Source organism: Caproiciproducens sp. NJN-50 (assembly GCF_004103755.1).
Lineage (GTDB): Bacteria > Bacillota > Clostridia > Oscillospirales > Acutalibacteraceae > Caproicibacter.
Genome location: NZ_CP035283.1, coordinates 607,172 through 626,099 on the forward strand (window position 1 = coordinate 607,172; position 18,928 = coordinate 626,099).

16 protein-coding genes are annotated in these 18,928 nt (G+C 53.9%); 11 read left to right on the top strand and 5 right to left on the bottom strand.

All coding sequences use genetic code 11. The features are described from left to right. Positions 1-28 precede the first annotated feature (28 nt). Positions 29-895, bottom strand: a complete 867-nt coding sequence (locus EQM14_RS03035) for a dockerin type I domain-containing protein (protein WP_128741560.1) — start codon at positions 893-895, stop codon at positions 29-31. Positions 896-1,545: 650 nt separating this feature from the next. Here EQM14_RS03035 and rlmD point away from each other — a divergent pair. The 4 genes from rlmD (at position 1,546) to EQM14_RS03060 (ending at position 4,990) form a co-directional block, all read left to right on the top strand. Continuing rightward, positions 1,546-2,913, top strand: a complete 1,368-nt coding sequence (gene rlmD, locus EQM14_RS03045) for a 23S rRNA (uracil(1939)-C(5))-methyltransferase RlmD (RefSeq protein WP_128741561.1) — start codon at positions 1,546-1,548, stop codon at positions 2,911-2,913. Between the two features lie 48 nt (positions 2,914-2,961). Beyond that, on the top strand, positions 2,962-3,498 hold the full coding sequence (locus tag EQM14_RS03050; protein ID WP_128741562.1) for a nitroreductase family protein: 537 nt from the start codon (positions 2,962-2,964) through the stop codon (positions 3,496-3,498). A gap of 114 nt (positions 3,499-3,612) precedes the next feature. Beyond that, positions 3,613-4,185 (top strand): HD domain-containing protein, encoded by a 573-nt coding sequence (locus EQM14_RS03055; protein ID WP_128741563.1) that lies wholly within the window; start codon positions 3,613-3,615, stop codon positions 4,183-4,185. Between the two features lie 28 nt (positions 4,186-4,213). After that, positions 4,214-4,990 carry an alpha/beta fold hydrolase gene (locus EQM14_RS03060; RefSeq protein ID WP_128741564.1) on the top strand — a complete coding sequence of 259 codons (777 nt, stop codon included), beginning with the start codon at positions 4,214-4,216 and terminating at the stop codon, positions 4,988-4,990. Between the two features lie 205 nt (positions 4,991-5,195). On the opposite strand, the gene EQM14_RS03065 is transcribed toward EQM14_RS03060, so the two are convergent. Continuing rightward, the gene (locus EQM14_RS03065; protein ID WP_128741565.1) at positions 5,196-6,731 is read right to left on the bottom strand and encodes a sodium:solute symporter family protein; all 1,536 of its coding nucleotides are present in this window, start codon (positions 6,729-6,731) and stop codon (positions 5,196-5,198) included. A 40-nt stretch (positions 6,732-6,771) separates the two neighbouring features. After that, the gene (locus EQM14_RS16265; protein WP_164918943.1) at positions 6,772-6,945 is read right to left on the bottom strand and encodes a hypothetical protein; all 174 of its coding nucleotides are present in this window, start codon (positions 6,943-6,945) and stop codon (positions 6,772-6,774) included. A 367-nt stretch (positions 6,946-7,312) separates the two neighbouring features. Here EQM14_RS16265 and EQM14_RS03070 point away from each other — a divergent pair, with 367 nt between their 5' ends. Beyond that, on the top strand, positions 7,313-8,734 hold the full coding sequence (locus tag EQM14_RS03070; RefSeq protein WP_128741566.1) for a sigma-54 interaction domain-containing protein: 1,422 nt from the start codon (positions 7,313-7,315) through the stop codon (positions 8,732-8,734). A gap of 252 nt (positions 8,735-8,986) precedes the next feature. Here EQM14_RS03070 and EQM14_RS03075 read toward each other — a convergent pair whose 3' ends face one another. Then, positions 8,987-10,276 (bottom strand): thiolase family protein, encoded by a 1,290-nt coding sequence (locus tag EQM14_RS03075; RefSeq protein ID WP_128741567.1) that lies wholly within the window; start codon positions 10,274-10,276, stop codon positions 8,987-8,989. 604 nt (positions 10,277-10,880) lie between these two features. Between EQM14_RS03075 and EQM14_RS03080 the strand changes: the two genes are divergently transcribed. The 5 genes from EQM14_RS03080 (at position 10,881) to rpoN (ending at position 16,406) form a co-directional block, all read left to right on the top strand. Next, complete coding sequence (locus EQM14_RS03080) at positions 10,881-11,621, top strand: SDR family NAD(P)-dependent oxidoreductase (protein WP_128741568.1); 741 nt, start codon at positions 10,881-10,883, stop codon at positions 11,619-11,621. A gap of 64 nt (positions 11,622-11,685) precedes the next feature. Further along, positions 11,686-13,251 carry a CoA-transferase gene (locus EQM14_RS03085; RefSeq protein WP_128741569.1) on the top strand — a complete coding sequence of 522 codons (1,566 nt, stop codon included), beginning with the start codon at positions 11,686-11,688 and terminating at the stop codon, positions 13,249-13,251. 26 nt (positions 13,252-13,277) lie between these two features. Continuing rightward, a complete protein-coding gene (locus EQM14_RS03090) occupies positions 13,278-13,688 on the top strand; it encodes a MaoC family dehydratase (RefSeq protein WP_128741570.1) in 411 nt (136 codons plus the stop codon). A 93-nt stretch (positions 13,689-13,781) separates the two neighbouring features. Continuing rightward, complete coding sequence (locus EQM14_RS03095; RefSeq protein WP_128741571.1) at positions 13,782-14,573, top strand: SDR family NAD(P)-dependent oxidoreductase; 792 nt, start codon at positions 13,782-13,784, stop codon at positions 14,571-14,573. Positions 14,574-14,939: 366 nt separating this feature from the next. Continuing rightward, positions 14,940-16,406, top strand: a complete 1,467-nt coding sequence (rpoN, locus tag EQM14_RS03100; protein WP_128741572.1) for an RNA polymerase factor sigma-54 — start codon at positions 14,940-14,942, stop codon at positions 16,404-16,406. Between the two features lie 155 nt (positions 16,407-16,561). Here the strand turns inward: rpoN and EQM14_RS03105 are convergent, their stop codons facing one another. Then, positions 16,562-18,277, bottom strand: a complete 1,716-nt coding sequence (locus EQM14_RS03105) for an MFS transporter (protein WP_128741573.1) — start codon at positions 18,275-18,277, stop codon at positions 16,562-16,564. 172 nt (positions 18,278-18,449) lie between these two features. Here EQM14_RS03105 and EQM14_RS03110 point away from each other — a divergent pair, with 172 nt between their 5' ends. Then, entirely contained in the window at positions 18,450-18,926 is a 477-nt protein-coding gene (locus EQM14_RS03110) for a MarR family winged helix-turn-helix transcriptional regulator (RefSeq protein WP_128741574.1), read from the top strand. Positions 18,927-18,928 lie beyond the last annotated feature (2 nt).

The following is an 18,928-nucleotide window of genomic DNA, read 5'->3' on the forward strand; positions in this document are numbered from 1 at the left end:
ATAATACTTTTCCGAGTCCGGTCAATCCTCAGCCGTCCCCGGACACCATCTTTTTCAGTTCCAGCAGGTCGCTGGTGGTGATGCCGCCGTCCCCGTTTAGGTCCGCCGCGCGGCGGAGATCGGATTTCAGCGTGCCGGAGCCCGTCAGGTAGCTGTAAAGCGCCCTGCAGGCCGCGCCGTTCGGGGAGCCGCAGCGCGTCAGGTCCCCGGGAATGATGGCCGTGACACGGTTCTGAAGGGTGCCGTCTGGATTTTCAACGGTCAGGACATCTCCCGTGCAGACGGCTCCGCTTTGCCGGGCGCTGCCTGCGGAACTCTGAACCGTCAGCCGGGAGCCGGCTACGCCCTGTTCCGAAAGCTGGTCCTCCAGATCCGACACCGTGACGGGTCCGCTGAATTCGTAATAACCGCCGTTTCCCGGTAAGGCCGTCTCCGCGGTTGAAGAAGCGGAGGACTCCGGTAAGCCCTGAGACGATTCCGGCTCGCTTCTTTCTTCTTCGGAAGAGTTTCCGGCGGAAACTTCGGAGGAGCTTCCCGCGGATTCCTCGGAGGATGGCCCCGCCGGGCTTTCCGGATTGACGTTGACGAACGACTGATACAGATTTCCCGCATGATCGTATATTCTGACGATGTCGCCGTCGTCCAGCGGCCCGGATGTTCTGGGATTGCCGTCTTTGTCCGTCACGGTCACGGACACTCCGGGGTCGAAAGCCAGCATTTCTTCCCTGACCGACTCGACCGTTGCGCCGTCCCCGAACCAGTGTTCCGTATATCCGGAGGGAACGTTCTGATTTGCAGTTTGTTGTGCGTGAATTGCAGCGGATGGAATCACGGCCAGAAAAAGGAGGATCACTAAAATGGACAAGAACCCCTTTTTTTCGATCGTTTTCTTCATAATCTCCCATCCTTCCCCGTCTGATCGTACCACTCTTTCGTTTCAGGCATAATGATTTGTGGAATACATTCACTTTGATAAATAACATATGAATTTTTTGAGATTAGATTATGCAAAAATACAGACGGAGTTTCTTATGATGGAAGGGTAAAGACGGCTGGAAGTGCGACCGGCCCTCTTGGCATGAAAGGAGCTGGAACTTAATAAATCGATCCACGCGATAGAGGTATTTTGGGGGCGCGCTGTTTCCGGAGGCAGATAAGCCATGTAAAAAAGGCAAAAACCGGCATTCGCCGGTTTTTGCCTTTTTGGGGAGGAGTTGTATTGAAAAGGTGTGGCAGATCCTGCCACGAGACTTGTAATCATAGATTATGGTCGAAATCAGAAAATGAATGTGATAAATTACCATCTTTCATTTCTTCGCTTACAGTATAACGCCATGGTTCTTTGATGTCAACGGCTTTCCCGAATTCGTCAGAAGAATCTACTCTTTGTATAAAACGTAGGAATAAATAAAACATTTTTAGTAATTATTCACTACGCGCCGAATCAGGTCTGCAACGGTTTTCCGCAATCTGCAGGCGTGGCTTGTATTATGCGGCGGGCGATGGTACACTAGACGGATAAAGGAAAGCAGAACGGAGAAAAAAATGGAACTGGAAAAAAATCAGATAATTGAACTTGCGATAACGGGATATACCTCTGAAGGCAACGGCGTCGGACGGTATCGCGGTATCGCCGTTTTTGTTCCGCAGGCGGCCGCCGGGGACCTGCTGTCGGTCAAGATCGTAAAGACTGCCAAAAACTACGCGTTTGGCAGGGTGGAAAAGATCCTTTCCCCTTCCAAGGACCGGATCCCATCGGATTGCCCGCAGTTTTCCCGGTGCGGGGGATGCGCATTCCGCCACATCAGCTACGAGGCGGAGTGCAAAGCCAAGCAGCAGCGCGTTCAGGACGCGGTCGAACGGATCGCCGGATTCCACTTTGCCGTGCTGCAGCCGATTATCTGCGCGGACCGTCCGGACCGTTACCGCAACAAGGCTCAGCTGCCGGTCGGCGGCGGGCCGGGCGGAGAAATCAACCTGGGCTTTTATGCTTCCCGGAGCCACCGAATCATCGACTGCGGCGAATGTCTGCTGCAGCCGGAGGTGTTCGCGGCGGCGGAGGACGCGTTCCGAGAATGGGAAAGACAGACCCGGGAGGATGTCTATGACGAAAAAACCGGCAGGGGGCATCTCAGGCACCTTTTCCTCCGTCTGGCGGAAGCTACCGGAGAAGTGATGGCATGCGTCGTGGTAAATGGAAACGGCGTTCATCGTGAGCCGGAGCTTGTGGAACTGCTGAAAAAGAAGGTCCCGGGCCTGAAGAGCGTTGTCGTCAACAACAACCGCGAGCGCACCAACGTGATTCTCGGCCCGAAGTGCCGCACGGTCTGGGGACAGGATACGATCACGGACGAACTGTGCGGGCTGAGGTTTCGCATTTCGCCGCTGTCCTTTTATCAGGTAAACCGCAGACAAGCGGAACGCCTTTACGGGCTGGCGGCGAAATACGCGGGACTGAGCGGCGGGGAAACCGTGCTGGACCTTTATTGCGGTACGGGGACCATCGGGCTTTCCATGGCGAAGAACGCCGGAAAAGTCGTCGGGGTGGAGATTGTGCCGCAGGCTGTGGAAGATGCGAAACGCAACGCGGCGGAGAACGGGATCGATAACGCCGAATTTGTCTGCATGGATGCCGCAAAGGCCGCGGATATGCTGAAAAACCGCGGGGAAAAACCGGACGTCGTCATTCTCGACCCGCCTCGCAAAGGCTGTGACGAAGCGCTGATCGGCTGCGTGGCGCAGATGGCGCCGCAGCGCGTGGTTTACGTCTCCTGCGATCCTGAAACGCTGGCGCGGGATCTGAAGCGTTTCGCTCTTCTCGGATATAAAACCATGCAGGTTACGCCGGTCGATTTGTTTCCCCGCACCGCGAATTGTGAAGTTTGCTGCCTGCTGACGAAACAGGCGTTATGAGATGATAGACGTCTGTATGGATGAAGAGGCTGAAAGGAGACGGCCGGGTTGAAACAAATAGAAAACAGAAGGAGTATCCGTAAATATCAAAATAGAAAAGTTGAAAAAGAAAAGATTGTTCAAATACTGGAAAGTGCCAGGCTGGCACCCTCCGGAAGCAATACGCAGCCTTGGACATTCATTGTCGTGGAATCGGAGGATACGAAAGAAAAGCTGACCATTGCCGACCATAATCAAACCTGGATGATGACGGCTCCAATCTTTATTGTGTGCGTAGCGGATATTCGGTGCCGCATTTCCGCGGATGCTGGGATCAGGCTGGATGAGAACAGCGCTGAGCCGGAACTTAAGCAGATTATTCGGGATACTGCAATCGCTATCGGGCATCTACTGCTTGAAGCGGAAAATCAGGGACTGGGGGCCTGTTGGACGGCATGGTTTGAACAGGGCGATGTCAGGCCTATTCTGAACATACCGGAAGATAAATATGTGTGCGGGATCATTACGGTGGGATATGGCGGCGAGACGCCAAAACGGCGGCCGAGAAAAGCAATGGAAGAAATCGTAAGATATGAAACATGGTGATGATACAGTTGGAAGAAGCGGCTGCGCGATTGAGTTGTACAGAAGGTCGAAGCCGCCGTGCCGTCCATGAAAACAGGTCTCCAGACCGAAAATTCCGAAGATTGGAGAATGAGCATGGAAATTAAAAAATTGATATCCTTTATCGAAGAGTCTGAAAAGCTGAAATCTGTTGTTCGGACGGCATGGACAAGCGATGGGCGCAGAGAAAGCACCGCCGAACACTCCTGGCGTCTTGCCCTTTTTGCCGGCGTTCTGTCTGATTCTTTCCCTGAACTGGATTTGTCAAAAATTTTGTTGATGAGCCTGATTCACGATATCGGTGAAATTTATGAAGGTGACATTTCCGCCGCGTCATGTCCCGACAAAAGAGCAAAATATGCGGCGGAATACCAGGCGGCCCAATCCGTTTTTGCAATTCTTCCGGAGCCGCAGGCCGGCCGGCTGATGGATATCTGGATGGAATACAATGACAACTCCACACCGGAGGCGAAGCTGGTGAAGGCTTTGGACAAAGCGGAAACGATCATCCAGCATAACCAGGGGAATAATCCGCCTGATTTTGATTATCAATTCAATCTGGAATATGGCAAGGAATATTTCCAATCCGACGATAGATTAAAGCCGCTTCGGTCAATGATCGATGAAAAGACGAGACAAAGGATGGCGATAGGACGGCCCGGCTTTTGAAAGCCTGGACAAGGTGGAGGCGGGATGAGTGAAAGAATATTCGATCGGGCGGACAGGGCACGTTCTTCGCTATCATGATCTTCCCGGCAAAGAGATGCCGATCCTTTTTATCCACGGACTCGGATGCGCGGGCTCGTTCGATTATCCCGAGGCTGCCGTTCAGGGTTCCCTGAGGAATCACCGCCGTATTCTCGTCGATCTTTTAGGCGCCGGTTACAGCGACAAGCCTGACGACTTCGGCTATGCCGTCGAGGATCATGCGGAATACCTGCTGGAATTCATCGACCATTTGAACCTTGGCCCGTTTATCCTGTTCGGCCATAGCCTGGGCGGGGCGATTGCCATTGCCCTCGCGGACAAATGCAGGGACAGGCTTCATCAGATTATTTTAAGTGAATCGAATTTGGACAAAAGCTCTCAAGGATCGACGAGCGGATACATCGCCGGGTTTAAGATGGAGGACTTTATCGGTCAGGGATTCAGCGGGCTGATAAAGGACAGCCGCGAAAACGGAAACGGAATGTGGGCGGCGTCCATGTCCGCATGGCTTCCTAAGGCGGCCTATTTGATCTCTAAATCGGCTTCCGAGGGAGGAAATCCGTCATGGAGAAGCGTATTATATTCGCTGGGGTGTCAGAAGACTTTTATTTTTGGCGAAAATTCTCTGCCTGACCCGGATGTGCAGGTCCTGAAAGAGCACGGCGTCCAAATTGAAATCGTGAAACAGGCCGGTCATTCCATGGCGTGGGAAAATCCGGGGGGATTGGCCTCCGCCATCAGCCGGGGGATTCAGTCCGCAAAATAGCCGGGTCCCGGCAGCCGCACGCGTTCTTAAATAAAAAGGCGGGCTGAAAATCATGTTTTTCAGCCCGCTTTTTTTGGTGACCGTTGCTCCCCGACGATCTGGGGATACTGTGCTTGCAAAAGCGGCGGCCATTATCGGACTGTAACCCGATAATGGCCGTTCTTGAGGGGGCTCTTATAAACTTTTCGGGTGGAGACTGGGGAGATTAAACGTCCTTGCGCACCATGTGGGTTACGCGAAGAGTGCTTTCGCTGGCGTGGTCGGTGAAAAAGGCCTCGTAGGCTTCCAGGGGCGGCTTCTTTCCGACGGCGATACCGATGGCGGCGGCGATCAGCGAGCAGCCGCAGGAAACGATGAAGACCGGAAGACCCAAAGGCGTCCCTTTAATCATGCAGAATATATAAACCACCATGCCGACGATCATGGAGGCAAAGGCGGCGAGGTTGTTCATGCGCTTCACGTACAGCCCCAGCCAGACGGAGGCGAAGAACATGGTGCCGAATGCGCCGTACACGTAGGTGAATCCGTTTGCGAGAAGGGTAAACTGGCCGATCGCGCAGAGAACGGCCAATACGCCGAGGGAGAGGATCGTGATGCGGAGCTGCTTGGTGGTTTTTTCGTCTTCTTCGCCGGAAGCCTCTTTCCCCTGCAGGACGCGCTTGATGTCGTAGATCAGCGAAGTGGAGCAGTGGAGCAGCATGGAGTTGGCGGTCGATACGGCCGCCGCGCAGATGGCGGTCAGGGCCAGCGCGCCCAGGACCGGGTTGATGTTGCTTTTAATCAGGCGCGGGAACATGTAGTCGCTTGTGATGCCCTGTGGCAGGCTGGGCATGAGCATTTTTCCTCCCATGCCGATCACGACGAGGGGAATAAAGACAAAAACGAGGAGAATCAGAACGATAAACATTTGCTCCGCGGCGGTTTTCGCATTGCGGGGCGCCATAAAACGTGAGACCCAGTGAGGCGCGACCGTGGACCCGAAGCAGTTGGATAAAAAGTAGGAAACCAGGGTGCTGGCGCCGAAAGTGCCCCATGAGCTGCCGAGAATTCCCTTTTCGAGCGGAGCGCCGCCTTCCAGGGTCGGGGCGGTGGTGGTGGCGAAATTCTGGATGATATTGCCGATTCCGCCGCAGTTCTGCAGAACCGCAACCATTGCGGCGATGACGCCGATCAGAATGAGCGCGGCGTTGAGGGTATCGGTCGCCGCGACGGATTCAAACCCGCCCATGCAGGTAAAAATCAGAAGGATCATGAAAAACAGGACCGCGAAATTATATGGGATTCCCGTAATAGTTGAAAAGACGATCCCAAACCCCTGGACCTGAATGTAGGAAAAGACAAAATAGCCGATCAGCTCGATCACGGCGGAGAAAATCTGGATGGGGCTTTTTTCGGTATAGGGGTCGTAGCGCAGATGCATATATTCGGGGAAGGTGCGGCACGGAACCTCTGGGCGGCGGATCTTGTAAGCAACCAGCGGCATCAGGGCCGTGGCCAGGAACCAGCCGGCGACCCAGCCGAAAACGGCGCTGACGCCGCGGGAATAAATATTGCCGGGCACGCCCATGACGGACGCCACGGAGAGCCAGGTGGCCATCGTCGTGCCGACTCCGAGCAGAAGGCCCATTTTGTTGCCACCGGTTGTGAAATCGGTCATGGTCTCGACTTTTTTGCTGCTGACCAGGGATGTTACGATAATAAAGGCAAAATATAAAATAAATACCCAAATATAAATACTCATCGGAATTCCTCCCTCATTTTACTACACGAAAGCCTCTGGCTTATTTTTTTGTATCCGGCGCTTTCTTCGCATCCGGATTGCAGGTAAACAAATGGCCGGTTGCGCCCAGCCGGGAGAGACCTGTCCTTTCGATTACGATGGCAACGCCGAGGTAGATGATAAGACCGGCAATAAGGACAAGGATCCATGCGATGAAGGGAAACAGGGAAACCATAAGAACTCCTCTCTTTCATTCATGATTTGTTTTGCTCCGCATCGTGCGATGCAGGCTGCCGCTCCAAGCGGCCGCGGAAATGACGGTATGGTTCTGCGAATCGGAACATTGAATGTTGTTTTGAAAGGATGGCCGCCTCAAGCGTCCGGGAGGACAACCCGCCAGCCGCCTTCCTGCTTTCCCGCCTCCTTATGTTTGATCGTATTGATACACCTGACATTTAAAGCAAATTCAATGCCAGTATGTTGATTGGGGAAATTTTGATCCGATCCGATTTCAATCGATTGATTCCCAAATTGTAAATATGATATAATAATTTGCGGCAAACGGACCTGAGTTTGATGAATGTTTAAAGAAAGCGGGTGGAATGGTGGAAGTAAACGAGTTCTATGAAATGATGCTGGACAACATTCCGTATGGGATCTATATTTTGGATGCAAAGGGTAAGTACATCTATGTCAACAGCACCTATGTACGGACTCTGAACATGAGCAAGGCTGAACTGCTGACTTACAACGTGCACGACTTTCTTAAAACCGGTCTGATCACCTTCTGCATCTCGGACATTGTTTACCAGAAAAAGCGGCATGTCGCGATGTTTCAGGATATTCACAGCGTGGGAAACCAGGGGAACACTTCCTTCCGGCAGCTGGTGATTTCCAATCCCGTCCTCGGCCCGAACGGAGAGGTGCAGAACATTATCGCGCTGTGCAAATCGCTGGATTCCCTGAACGAATTCTACAATGAGGCCGCCATGAGCAACGGGGTGTCTTCCTTCGCGCGGCCTGTGCAGCCGATTCCCAGCGGCGAGTCGGTGATTGCCGAGAGCAAGGCGATGAAGGATATTCTCGCCATGGCGAAAGAAGTGGCAAATGTGGACGCCTCGATTTTGATTACGGGGGAGTCGGGGACCGGCAAGGAGGTCATCGCCCAGTATATCCACCAGAGCAGCAGGCGCTCCGGCAAAAAAATGGTTGTCATCAACTGCGCGTCTCTGCCGGAAAACCTGCTGGAAGCCGAGCTGTTCGGCTATGAGAAGGGCGCCTTCACCGGAGCGTCCCCCAATGGGAAAGCCGGGATGTTCGAAATGGCGGACGGCGGCACGCTTTTTCTGGATGAGGTCAATTCCCTGCCCTACTCCCTGCAGGGAAAGCTGCTGCGGGCCATTGAAACGAAAAATATTCAGAGGATCGGTTCCACTCACAGCAAGCAGGTGGATTTCCGCCTGATCTCCGCGACCAACGAGGACCTCTGGAAAGCCGTCGCGGAGAAGCGGTTCCGGGCCGATCTGTTTTTCCGTCTCAACGTGATCCCCCTGCCCCTTGTGCCCCTGCGGGAACGCAGGGAAGACATCGTTCCCCTAGCCCTTCATTTTTTGAATTATTACAACAATAAATACAACAAAAATAAGAATTTTACGGAAGCGACGATCGCGAATATTCTGGAATACCCCTGGTATGGCAACGTGCGTGAATTAAAGAATTTTGTGGAACGTTCCGTTGTGATGAGCGCCGGTGACTATATTGAAATCAACGACATTGGCGCAATCGCGGCAAACTCTGACTTTTCATCGATCCATCGGCCCCTGATCCCGCTTCAGAGCGCTCCCACCCGTTTTGACACCATGATGCAGCAGGGGGTTTCACTGGAGCAGTATGTTTCTCAGTGCGAGTGCGAATACCTGAACTTCGCGATGGAACGCTTTCAGAGCACTTATGCCGCCGCCAAGGCGCTGGGAACGAGCCAGTCCGCCATTATGCGCAAGAAAAGGAAATACCATCTGAAGTGATCCGGCCGCTCCGAAGCGCGGAGGATTGATTTCAATTTCAGCGGTCGGAACAGCCCGGCTTTTGGGATATCTTGATGACGGAAAAAGAGGAACCGTGCAGAATGATCTGGAATTCTGCACGAATTTTTTATATTATTACAGATTCGTATTGTACTATGTTTCTATAAAATTAAAATTCCTTCAGGCTTCCGGCGGAGGCTGAATTTTCCGCCGGAAGCCGCCCGGCCGCATCCAATCGTCAATCCCTGACAGTCAGACGCGGATAATGCATCCGTCACCCTGCGTGAGTCCTCCGCAGATTGCGCAGGCTGCGATCCCGCCGCCTCTGCGGCGCAGCTCCATGCCGGCGTTCATCATGATGCGTGCGCCGCTGGCCGTATTTGCGTGGCCGATGGCGATTGCGCCGCCGTTGACGTTCAGTTTTTTCATGAGGGATTCGTAAACTCCAGCGTCGAATGTATCCAACGGATAATGTGCGATCATGGAGACAGCGCGGGCGTAGTCGTCCTCCAGAAATGCCTTGCAGGCCAGAAGTTTGCAGGAGACCAGTGGAACCGCGGCAAATGCCTCGTTGATTTCGATGACATCCAGGTCCTCCAGGGAGAGCTTCTGGGCATTCAGCAGCTTCTTAATGGCGAGCGCGGGAGCCACCGGCAGCAATTCCGGAGCGGCGGCGATGGAGCAGATATCGACAACCGTATAGAGAGGCTGAATGCCCAACTCCTCTGCCTTGCTCCGCTTCATCAGGATCTGGGCGGCGGCGCCGTCGTTCAGGCCGGGGGCGTTGCCCGCGGTAATCGTCGGGTTCCCGAAGATCGTGGGCAGCTTGGCCAGACTTTCCATGCTGATTTCCGGGCGGTACTGCTCGTCGATCTCCAGTGTGTGGCTTTCGGCCTTTTTGCCCTTTTTAACGGTGTATTCGATGGGGAACATAACGGATTTATAAAACCCGTTTTCATATGCCCGGCCGTATTTCTGGTGGCTTGCCAGCGCCAGCTCATCCTGCTCTTCGCGGGTGACATGATAGACCTGGGCCACATTTCCGGAGTCCACGGAAACGGGAGCGTAATCCTTGTAACCCAGCGGGAACAGGGGATCTTCCAACTGCAGGCCGCCGGTCTTGACGCCGGCCCATCTCATGTTGCGGGCCAGATAGGGGACCGTGCTGAAGCTGGTGGCGCCGCCGGCAAGGGCGGTCTCGGCCTCTCCCAGAAGAATGCGGCCGGCGGCATAGTTGGCGGCGGACATGGCGGAAACGCAGGCCTTGTCCAGAGTGACGGAGGGCGTGGTCGCGGGCAGGCCCGCTTTCAGGAGCGACTGGCGCGCCACGACGGGAGTATACGGGTCTTTGCAGTTGGTCGTATCGCCGCACCCCCACCACACCTCGTCGATGCTTTCCGGCGCCAGGCCGGCCTGTTCAATTGCGGCCTTCATGGCGGCGGCGCCCAGATCGTAGATGTCCACATTTTTTAAGCTTCCCCCGAAGCGTCCGAAAGGGGTCCGCGCGGCGCTCACTACAACAATTTCTTCTTTCATTTTCATGGCTGTTTCCTCCTCGGTTTTTATTCTTGAAGCGACTGTGTGCACAGAAAGGCTTGATTTGCCGGGCGATCCCGGCACGCTGAACACAATCTCCGTTTTATACCTCGCAAAATCCGTGCCAATTGGAGCAAATAAACCGGATCAGAATTTTTTTCCGCGGATATTTCCGCCGAAGGCCCTGTTTGGAACCTCGTTTCCCGCCCGGATGCAAGATGTTCGAGATAGCTCGGGGGATTCCGTACCACTTTGCCCGTGGAGAGCCGGCGGGCCCTGACGGCGCCGCCGGAAACCGGAATCGAATCGAATACGCCTTGACAAACTCAAATCGACTTGTTGTTAAGTCGATTCAGACTTAAAAGCCCGGACGAGACGCCTGAATCGTTTTCCCTCATCCGCGATTCGAGACGGGTCCGGGCAGGGAAAAGAAAAGCAAGAACGCGCTGTGGCCGGCAAATTGAAATTATTGCTTGGATTCGGGGCACTGAAAAATAAAAAGTCCGTTCCTTATTTGCAATTGGCACGGTATTTGCAGGTTGTTTTCACTGTAGAACGGATTTGGCGGACAGCCAGTTCTCAATTCAATTTTTTGAAGGAGGATTTTACGATGGGTAAACTGAGTGGAAAGTATGCTGTTGTAACAGGCGGAGGACAGGGAATCGGCAGGGCGATCGTGGAGGCCTATCTGAAAGAGGATATCGCGGGGCTCGTGATCATCGACTACAACGTCGAAGTGGCGAACAAAACGAAAGCGGAAATCGATCCCGACGGGAGAATCACCGTTGTCTCCTGCGATATTTCGTCGAGGGAGAGCGTCGAAACGGCGTTCCAGGAAGTTTTCAAAGTGCTGCCGCAGGTTGATATCCTTGTCAACAACGCGGGGATTACGCGCGATGCCATGCTTCATAAGATGAAGTATGAGGATTTCGCGCGCGTTCTGCACACCAATCTTTTCGGCGGGTTTTCCTGCACGCAGATGGTCGCCCCCGGGATGCGCGAGCGCAACTACGGCAAGATCATCTTTATCGGGTCCATCAATTCCTACGGACAGATCGGGCAGTCCAATTACGCCGCTTCCAAAGCCGGCATCCTGGGACTGGCCAAATCAAACGCGAAGGAGCTTGCCAAACACAACGTCACCGTCAATGTGATCGAACCCGGCTACATCAAGACGGATATGCTGAAGACGGTTCCCGAAAAGATCATCAGCACCTGGCTTGACCTGATTCCCATGCACCGCATGGCCGATCCTTCCGAGCTGGCGCCGGTGGCCGTGTTCCTGGCAAGCGACGACTCGAGCTTTGTGACCGGCAATGTCATCCGTGTCTGCGGCGGAGCGAAAATGTAAGTTGGCGCGGACTGCCGGCAGGCAGCGGCGAAATCATTGAAAGACATTCAAAAAGGGTGATAAAATGGCGAAAATAGTATCGGTAGAAGAGGCGGTTTCCCATGTCAAGAGCGGGGACACTGTCGCCGTCAACGGGATGATGTGGGTCGGCGGCAGCAAAAAGTTTTACGAGGCACTGGAAAACCGTTTCCTTGAAACAAAAAGCCCGACGGACCTTACGCTTTTTTCTTCCTGCGGCATCGGACATACCATGGCATCGGGCACAACCCCAGAGCTTGCCAATCGTCTGGCTCATCCGGGGATGGTCAAAAGGATTGTTACCTCACATATCCAATCCTTTGTTGATTTTCTGCCGATGATCAGCAACAATCAGATCGAGGCATACATCATTCCTCAGGGGACCATCGCCGAAATGTTCCACAGTGCCGCCCGGCGGTCCGCCGGAACCTTCACAAAGATCGGCCTGAAGACTCATGCCGATCCCCGCTACCAGTGCGGAGCTTTGAATGAGATCTCGAAAGACAAGCTGTGTGAGCTTGTGACCTTTGACGGGGAGGAATATCTTTTTTACAGAAATATTTATCCCGACGTCTGCCTGATCCGCGGAACGACCGCCGATGCCAATGGGAACATTACCTTTGAGCATGAGGCGGCGATTTACGATCCCTTTGCCACAGTTCAGGCCGTGAAAAATAACGGCGGCATTGTCATCGTGCAGGTCGAGCGCATCAACGGCGGCTTTGCCAGTCCGCAGCTTGTCAAGATTCCCGGCCGGCTGGTCGATTACGTCTATGTTGATCCGGACCAGATGCAGACGGCAAACGTGGTTTACAACGGGATTTACAGCGGTGAAATCCGCGCCCCGCTGAACGCGATTGATTCCTCTATCACCGAAGATACGAAGAGCGCTTCCGACCGTCCGCCGGCAGTCAGGGTCATCACCCGCCGCGCGGCGATGGAACTGAAAAAAGGAGATATTGTCAATTTGGGAATCGGCATGGCCTCTTCGATCGGCCTGGATGCCCAGGAGATGAATCTGATCGATTTGAACGATATCACCTTCACCATTGAGCTCGGGCTGTTCGGGGGTGTTCCGGCAGGCAGCGCTTCCTTTGGGGCGACTCTGAATCCGGACGCGATGTACGACCAGGCGTCCCAGTTCGAGTTTTATGAGGGAGGCGGCCTTGACATCGCGTTTGTGGGCGCGCTGGAAGTGGATCGGCACGGCAACGTGAACGTGATTCAGTCCGGGAAAAAAGCGATCGGCGTGGGCGGATTCAACTATGTCACCGCTACCCCGAAAACAGTTGTTTACTGTACGAAATTCATGAGCCGCTCCAATTACAGCAAAGGCGAGGATGGGCGGTTTGTCCCTGTCAACGGAGGCTTCAAGAAGATTGTCGGCGAAGTGGAATACATCAATTTTAACGGTGAAATCGCCACGAAAAATCACCAGAGAGCGCTCTATATCACCGAGCGGTGCGTTTTCGAGCTGCTGGACGGCGAACTGGTGCTGACGGAAATTTCCCCGTTCGTGGATCTGCAGAAAGACATTCTTGATTTGCTGCCGTTCCGGCCGAAGATCAGCGAACATCTGAAAAAAATGCCGAATCTTTGTTTCGAATTTTAAGGTTCGCAGGAAGTGCGGGGTGACTTATGACAATTGATGAGCTTAAAATCGGAGATTCCGCCAGCGTTAGCAAGACGGTCTCGGAGAGCGATGTGTATCTGTTCGCGGGCATCACCGGCGATTTCAATTCCGCCCACGTGAATGAGGAGGCTGCCAAAGAGGGCGTTTTTCACAGACGCGTCGCCCACGGGATGCTGACGGCCAGTTTTTTCTCCACGGTTCTCGGCACGAAACTTCCGGGACCGGGGAGCATTTACCTGGGGCAGGAGGTCCGATTCGTGAAACCCGTCTATCTGGGAGATACGATTACGGCCTCCGTGACCGTGTCCGAGATCAATCCCGAAAAGCGAATTGTAAAGCTGGATACCGTATGCAAGAATCAGGAGGACGTCGTCGTGGTCGAAGGCCGTGCCATTGTTCGCCCGCCGAAAAAATGAACGGCTGAACGTTCCTTGAATCCCCCTGACCGGGCGAGAATCGGTTGGTCTGACGTGCGGTCCGGGGGAAGATTTATAAAAAGGAGGAAAAACATGAGACTGAAAGACAGAGTCGCGGTCATTACCGGAGGCTCCAGAGGAATCGGTAAGGCGATTGCCAGGCGGTTTCTAGAGGAGGGCGCGGCCGTGGTCATCACCGCCACCAACGAAGACACGCTCCGCAAAACGGCTGAAGAGCTGGGCAAACTGGGTAAGATCGAAGCCATCCGTATGGATGTTTCTCAGTTTGACGTTGTTCAGGAAACATTCAAAAAAATCATTGAAAAGTACGGACGGGTGGATATCCTTGTGAACAATGCGGGGATCCCCTCCGGACCGAGAGGCAGCGGCGCTTCTTTCCTGCAATATAACGTCACCTCGACCTCGGGCGCGCAGCTGATCGATATGCCGGAAGAGCGCTTTGATCAGGTGATCTCCGTGAACTTAAAAGGCGTGTTCGCATGCTCCAAAGCGGTGGTGGGGAGCATGATCGAGCGCGGATCAGGCCGGATCATCAACATGTCGTCGGTAACGGCGCATAACGGCAGTTTCGGACAGACCAACTACGCGGCGTCAAAGGCGGGAATCATCGCCATGACGCAGACGTGGGCAAAAGAGCTCGGCCGGTACAACATTACGGTAAATTCGGTCGCGCCCGGATATACGATGACGGAAATGATTCAGGCAACGCCTGAAAAAGTCCTCAATATCATCAAAGAAAAAACTCCGCTCAAGAGGCTGGGCAAACCGGAAGAGATCGCCGCCGCATGTGTCTATCTGGCCTCCGACGAGGCGGGGTTTGTCACAGGAACAGTGCTGAAGGTGGACGGCGGAATCGTGCTGTGATACGCCGGCCGATTCGGTTTCTTTTAGTCGGATATGGCCATATAGAAATAAGCGGGAAGAATGGCCTTCGGATGAACTGATTTGACATTGAGACCGCGCCGGATTTTGCGTAAGCCCCCAGACTGATGGAAAAAGTATCAGTCTGGGGGCCTTTTATATCCGGTTCCCGCATCCGCTGGGAAAACCCAAAACGGCGATTTAATAAAAATCAGTTATAATCTGTGTAGTAGAACCATATTTTGGTTTAGAATGACAAGAACAATGTACAATATAAACAATAAAGTCAGAGTAAACGCAATTATTATGCCAATTTACGCGCACCGCATGAAGTGATATAATTATTTTGTACAGAGGAGGTGAGGGAATATGGAAATTATTCAGGACATTCATCTTGCGCAAAAGCAGGTTCTTGCGCCTGCGCTTCGGCAGTCGCTTGAAATTTTGGGGATGAACAATCAGCAGCTTGACGAATTCATCGAAAATCAGCAGCTTGAAAACCCGGTTCTCGACCGGGGGGAGTCTGCGGCGTTTTCAGAACAGTGGAACTCTTTTACGGCGCAGTGTCATGCCTCGGGGCGAAAAAAAAACACGAACTCATGCGAGGATATTCTTTACAGCGACATACCGGCGGAGCAGCCGGAAACCCTCGAAAAGTATCTGACTGAACAGCTTGTCGCCGGCAAGATGACCGACATGGAATATCGCCTGGCAGTCTATATGATACGCGGGATCGATTCCAACGGGTATCTTGGGGCAACGCTCCAGGACATATGCAAGGCCACCGGTGCCGGGCTGCGGCAGGCCGAGAGGTGCCTTGCGATCATACAGGGGATGGAACCCGCCGGGGTCGGCGCCAGGAATCTGGAAGAATGCCTTCAGCTCCAGCTCAGGCGCTCCGGTCTGCTGGATCGTGATCTTGAGGAACTCATCGCACACCATCTCAGGGACGTGGCAAACTGTCATATCAATAAGATCACGCGCGAAATGCATCTTTCGCGGGCCAGGACCGAAAAGCTGATCGGGATTCTGAAAACGTTGAACCCACGGCCTGCAAGCTGCATCGAAGAGAGCGAGATCCAGTACATTATTCCGGATGTCATTGTGAAGAAGGAAGAGGACGGGCTGAAAATATCGTTGAATGACAGATGGATGCAGCCGCCGGCTCTGAACGGTTATTACTTATCCCTGGCCGCTTCCTGTGACGACCCCGAATTGAAGAGCTATTTAAATGAAAAGATTTTTCAGGCGAAATTTGTCCTGAGCAACATAGAGCGGCGCAGAAACACCGTTATTTCCGTCATGCGGATCATTCTGGAACAGCAGTATAACTTCTTCCGAAGCGGCGGAAGCCTTGCGCCTCTGAGCATGCAGTTTGCGGCGTCCGCGCTGGGAGTTCACGAATCCACGATCTGCAGGGCGGTGAAAGACAAATATGTCCAGTGCGGCAATGGCACTTTTCCCATGCGCGCCTTTTTTGTGCGGCGCGTTTGCAGAGAGAGCGGATCCGAGGGAAAAGAAGAGGTTTCGAACTCCGGCATTAAAGAGGTGATTGACGGAATCGTCCAAAAGGAAAACAAACAGTCTCCGCTGAGCGATGCGGACATATCCGAGCGCCTGAAAGATATGGGTATTTGCATATCGCGGCGCACGGTTGCAAAATATCGGGAGGAAATGGGGATCCCCAATGCCTTTGTCCGAAAGAGCCTTGGAAAAGACGGGCCTTCCCAGGAAGATCCGCTTTGCGAAGAAAGTTCCGTTTTGACGATCCTTCCCCGGATGTCCCAGAAAAACAGCGGAAAAGCCCAAAAAGCTGCGCAGTATGGCCGTACATAGCTTGCCGGGCCGATGGATCGACATAAAAGACCGTTTTGGAAAAACAAGGGCATCAGGCAATAGTCCTGATGCCCTGTCGCTATATGTAAAGGCCAAATTGAGCAGTCTGCGGACGGAGGGCTGTTCCCCGTCGCGGCCGACGATCGCCCGAAAGCTTATTCTTCTCCATAAACAAACCGTTTGCCGCGCAGGAACGACGCCACGGCGGCCACGGCGGAGAGCGCCGCGGAAATATAGAAAGCCAGCCGCAGGCTGGACATCACGGCGGGAGCAATGGCATTCGGGAAGAAATCGCTTCCCAGTATCAGGGTTTTGGTCGCATTCGGCAGGCTTGCCAGAGTCGCCGGGTCCACCAGGGAACCCATGGGATTGTAACCGAGAAAGGCGGCGAACAGGGCGGAAGTGGGCGGAAGGGAAGCGATCTGCCGCGCGATTGCCTGCGGAACCCCCGCGCCCACCAGGCCCTGATAGAGAATGGGAGGCAGGTTATGCGCCAGGCCGACAATGATAATCGCAAAGTACAGCGTCATGCTCAGGGCCATTCCGGTATTCTGAAAAGTGGCCCGCATTCCGGACGTTGCGCCGCGCTGAGCGGGGGGGACGGAGTTCATGATCGCAGTGGTGTTCGGCGCGGCGAACATGCCCATCCCACAGCCTAAAAGGACAAGGATCACGGCGAAGGAGGCATATCCGAAGTTCGCCGGAAGAAGGGTGAGAAGCAGAAAGCCCGCTACGGAAAGCAGCATTCCGCCGGTTGAGAACCATCTGGCGCCGTAGCGGTCGGAAAGCTTCCCGCTGAGCGGCCCCATCACAAAGAACCCCGCCATCATAGGAATCATGTAGATACCGGCCCAAAGAGGCGTTTCCTCAAAGCTGAAGCCGTGAAGAGGCAGCCAGATACCCTGGAGCCAGATGATCAGCATGAACTGCAGGCCGCCGCGGGCGACGGAGGAAAGGAACAGGCTGATATTGCCGAACGCAAAGGCCCGGATGCGGAACAGCTCCAGGTGAAGCATGGGCATCTTGACCCGAAGCTCAATAAAAACAAAGGCCACAAGCAGAAGTACGCCGAGAGCGAGGCCGAGGAGGACGAGAGGGTTGGCCCAGCCCATGTTGGAGCTGCCGTAGGGCATAATTCCGTAGGTCAACGCCAGAAGCAAAAGAGTCAGTCCCACGGCAAAGGTCCCGTTCCCCAGCCAGTCGATCTTCTGGGTCTTGTCCGGCATGGTCTGCTCTTTCAGCTTCACGTAGGCCCAGACGGTGCCAAACAGGCCGACGGGCACGCTGACCAAAAAGACCAGCCTCCAATTGATGTCCGCGAGCAGCCCGCCCAGGATCAGTCCCAGCAGAGAGCCGCCGATCCCGGCAATCTGATTGAGCCCCATGGCCGCGCCGCGCTCGTTGGCGGAAAAGGCATCCGTCAGGATGGCCGTGCTGTTGGAAAACAGGAATCCGGCGCCGACGCCCTGAAGCAGCCGGAAAATAATCATGATGAAGATGCCGGACGAACCGCTGCTGGGGGTGAAATAGAGCAGGATAGAGGCCCCGGTAAAGACGGCAAAGCCCAGGTTGTACAGGCGCACCCGCCCGAAAATATCGGAGATTCTTCCAAAAGAGACCAGCAGCGTGGCGGTCACCACGGTGTAGCCCATCAGCATCCAGAGCATGTAGGAGACCCCGCCCGGGGCCATGGGGTCCACGTTCATCCCGCGAAAGATGGCGGGGAGCGAAATCAGAATGATATTGCTGTTCAGAGCGGCCATCAGAACTCCCAGCGTCGTATTGGAGAGCGCGACCCACTTATAGGGGAAATTTTTCTTCCCTTTTCTTCCGGCTTCTTCGGCCGTCTGGTTTTCCGTTGCATCCGACATATTGAAACATCCTTTCACCTTATTGCTGAAGCGGGCTGATTCGCCCGGCCCGGCTCAGCCGACTTCCTATTGACAAAAAGCGCTGGAAAGCGCAAGATATATTATAAAATGAAATAGTTGAGTATTCAACTTATTTTTCGATTTTTTTCATCGGCGGAAAGGATAAGGAAGATTGCATAAGGGAGTCAGTTCAATTGGGAAATGGATCTCTGTTCTCTATCGCTGCAGAAAAAGCTTTGCCGGCAGAACGCTGGAACCCTGCGGGATCGCGGGATGCCAGTATCTCTTTTTGCTGACGCTGAACTGTGAGGACGGGGCAAGTCAGGAAAAAATCTCCGACGATTTGAAGATCGATAAGACCACGACGGCAAAATCCATCAAAGTACTGGAAAAGAACGGATTCGTCACGCGGGTGACCGACCCCGGGGACAGGCGGGCTTACCAGGTGTTTCTGACTCAAAAAGCAAAAGAGATTCTGCCGCGCATCCAGGAGGCCATGGCCCAGTGGGATGAGTTTATTCAGGCTGATCTGACGGAGGAAGAACGCCGCCTGTTGGAGGGTGTTCTGGCAAAAATGGCCGCAAAGGCATACCAGAGCGAGTATCACCGCAATTCCGCCGCGTCCCGTTGCCGGGGCAAGAGCAAGTAAAA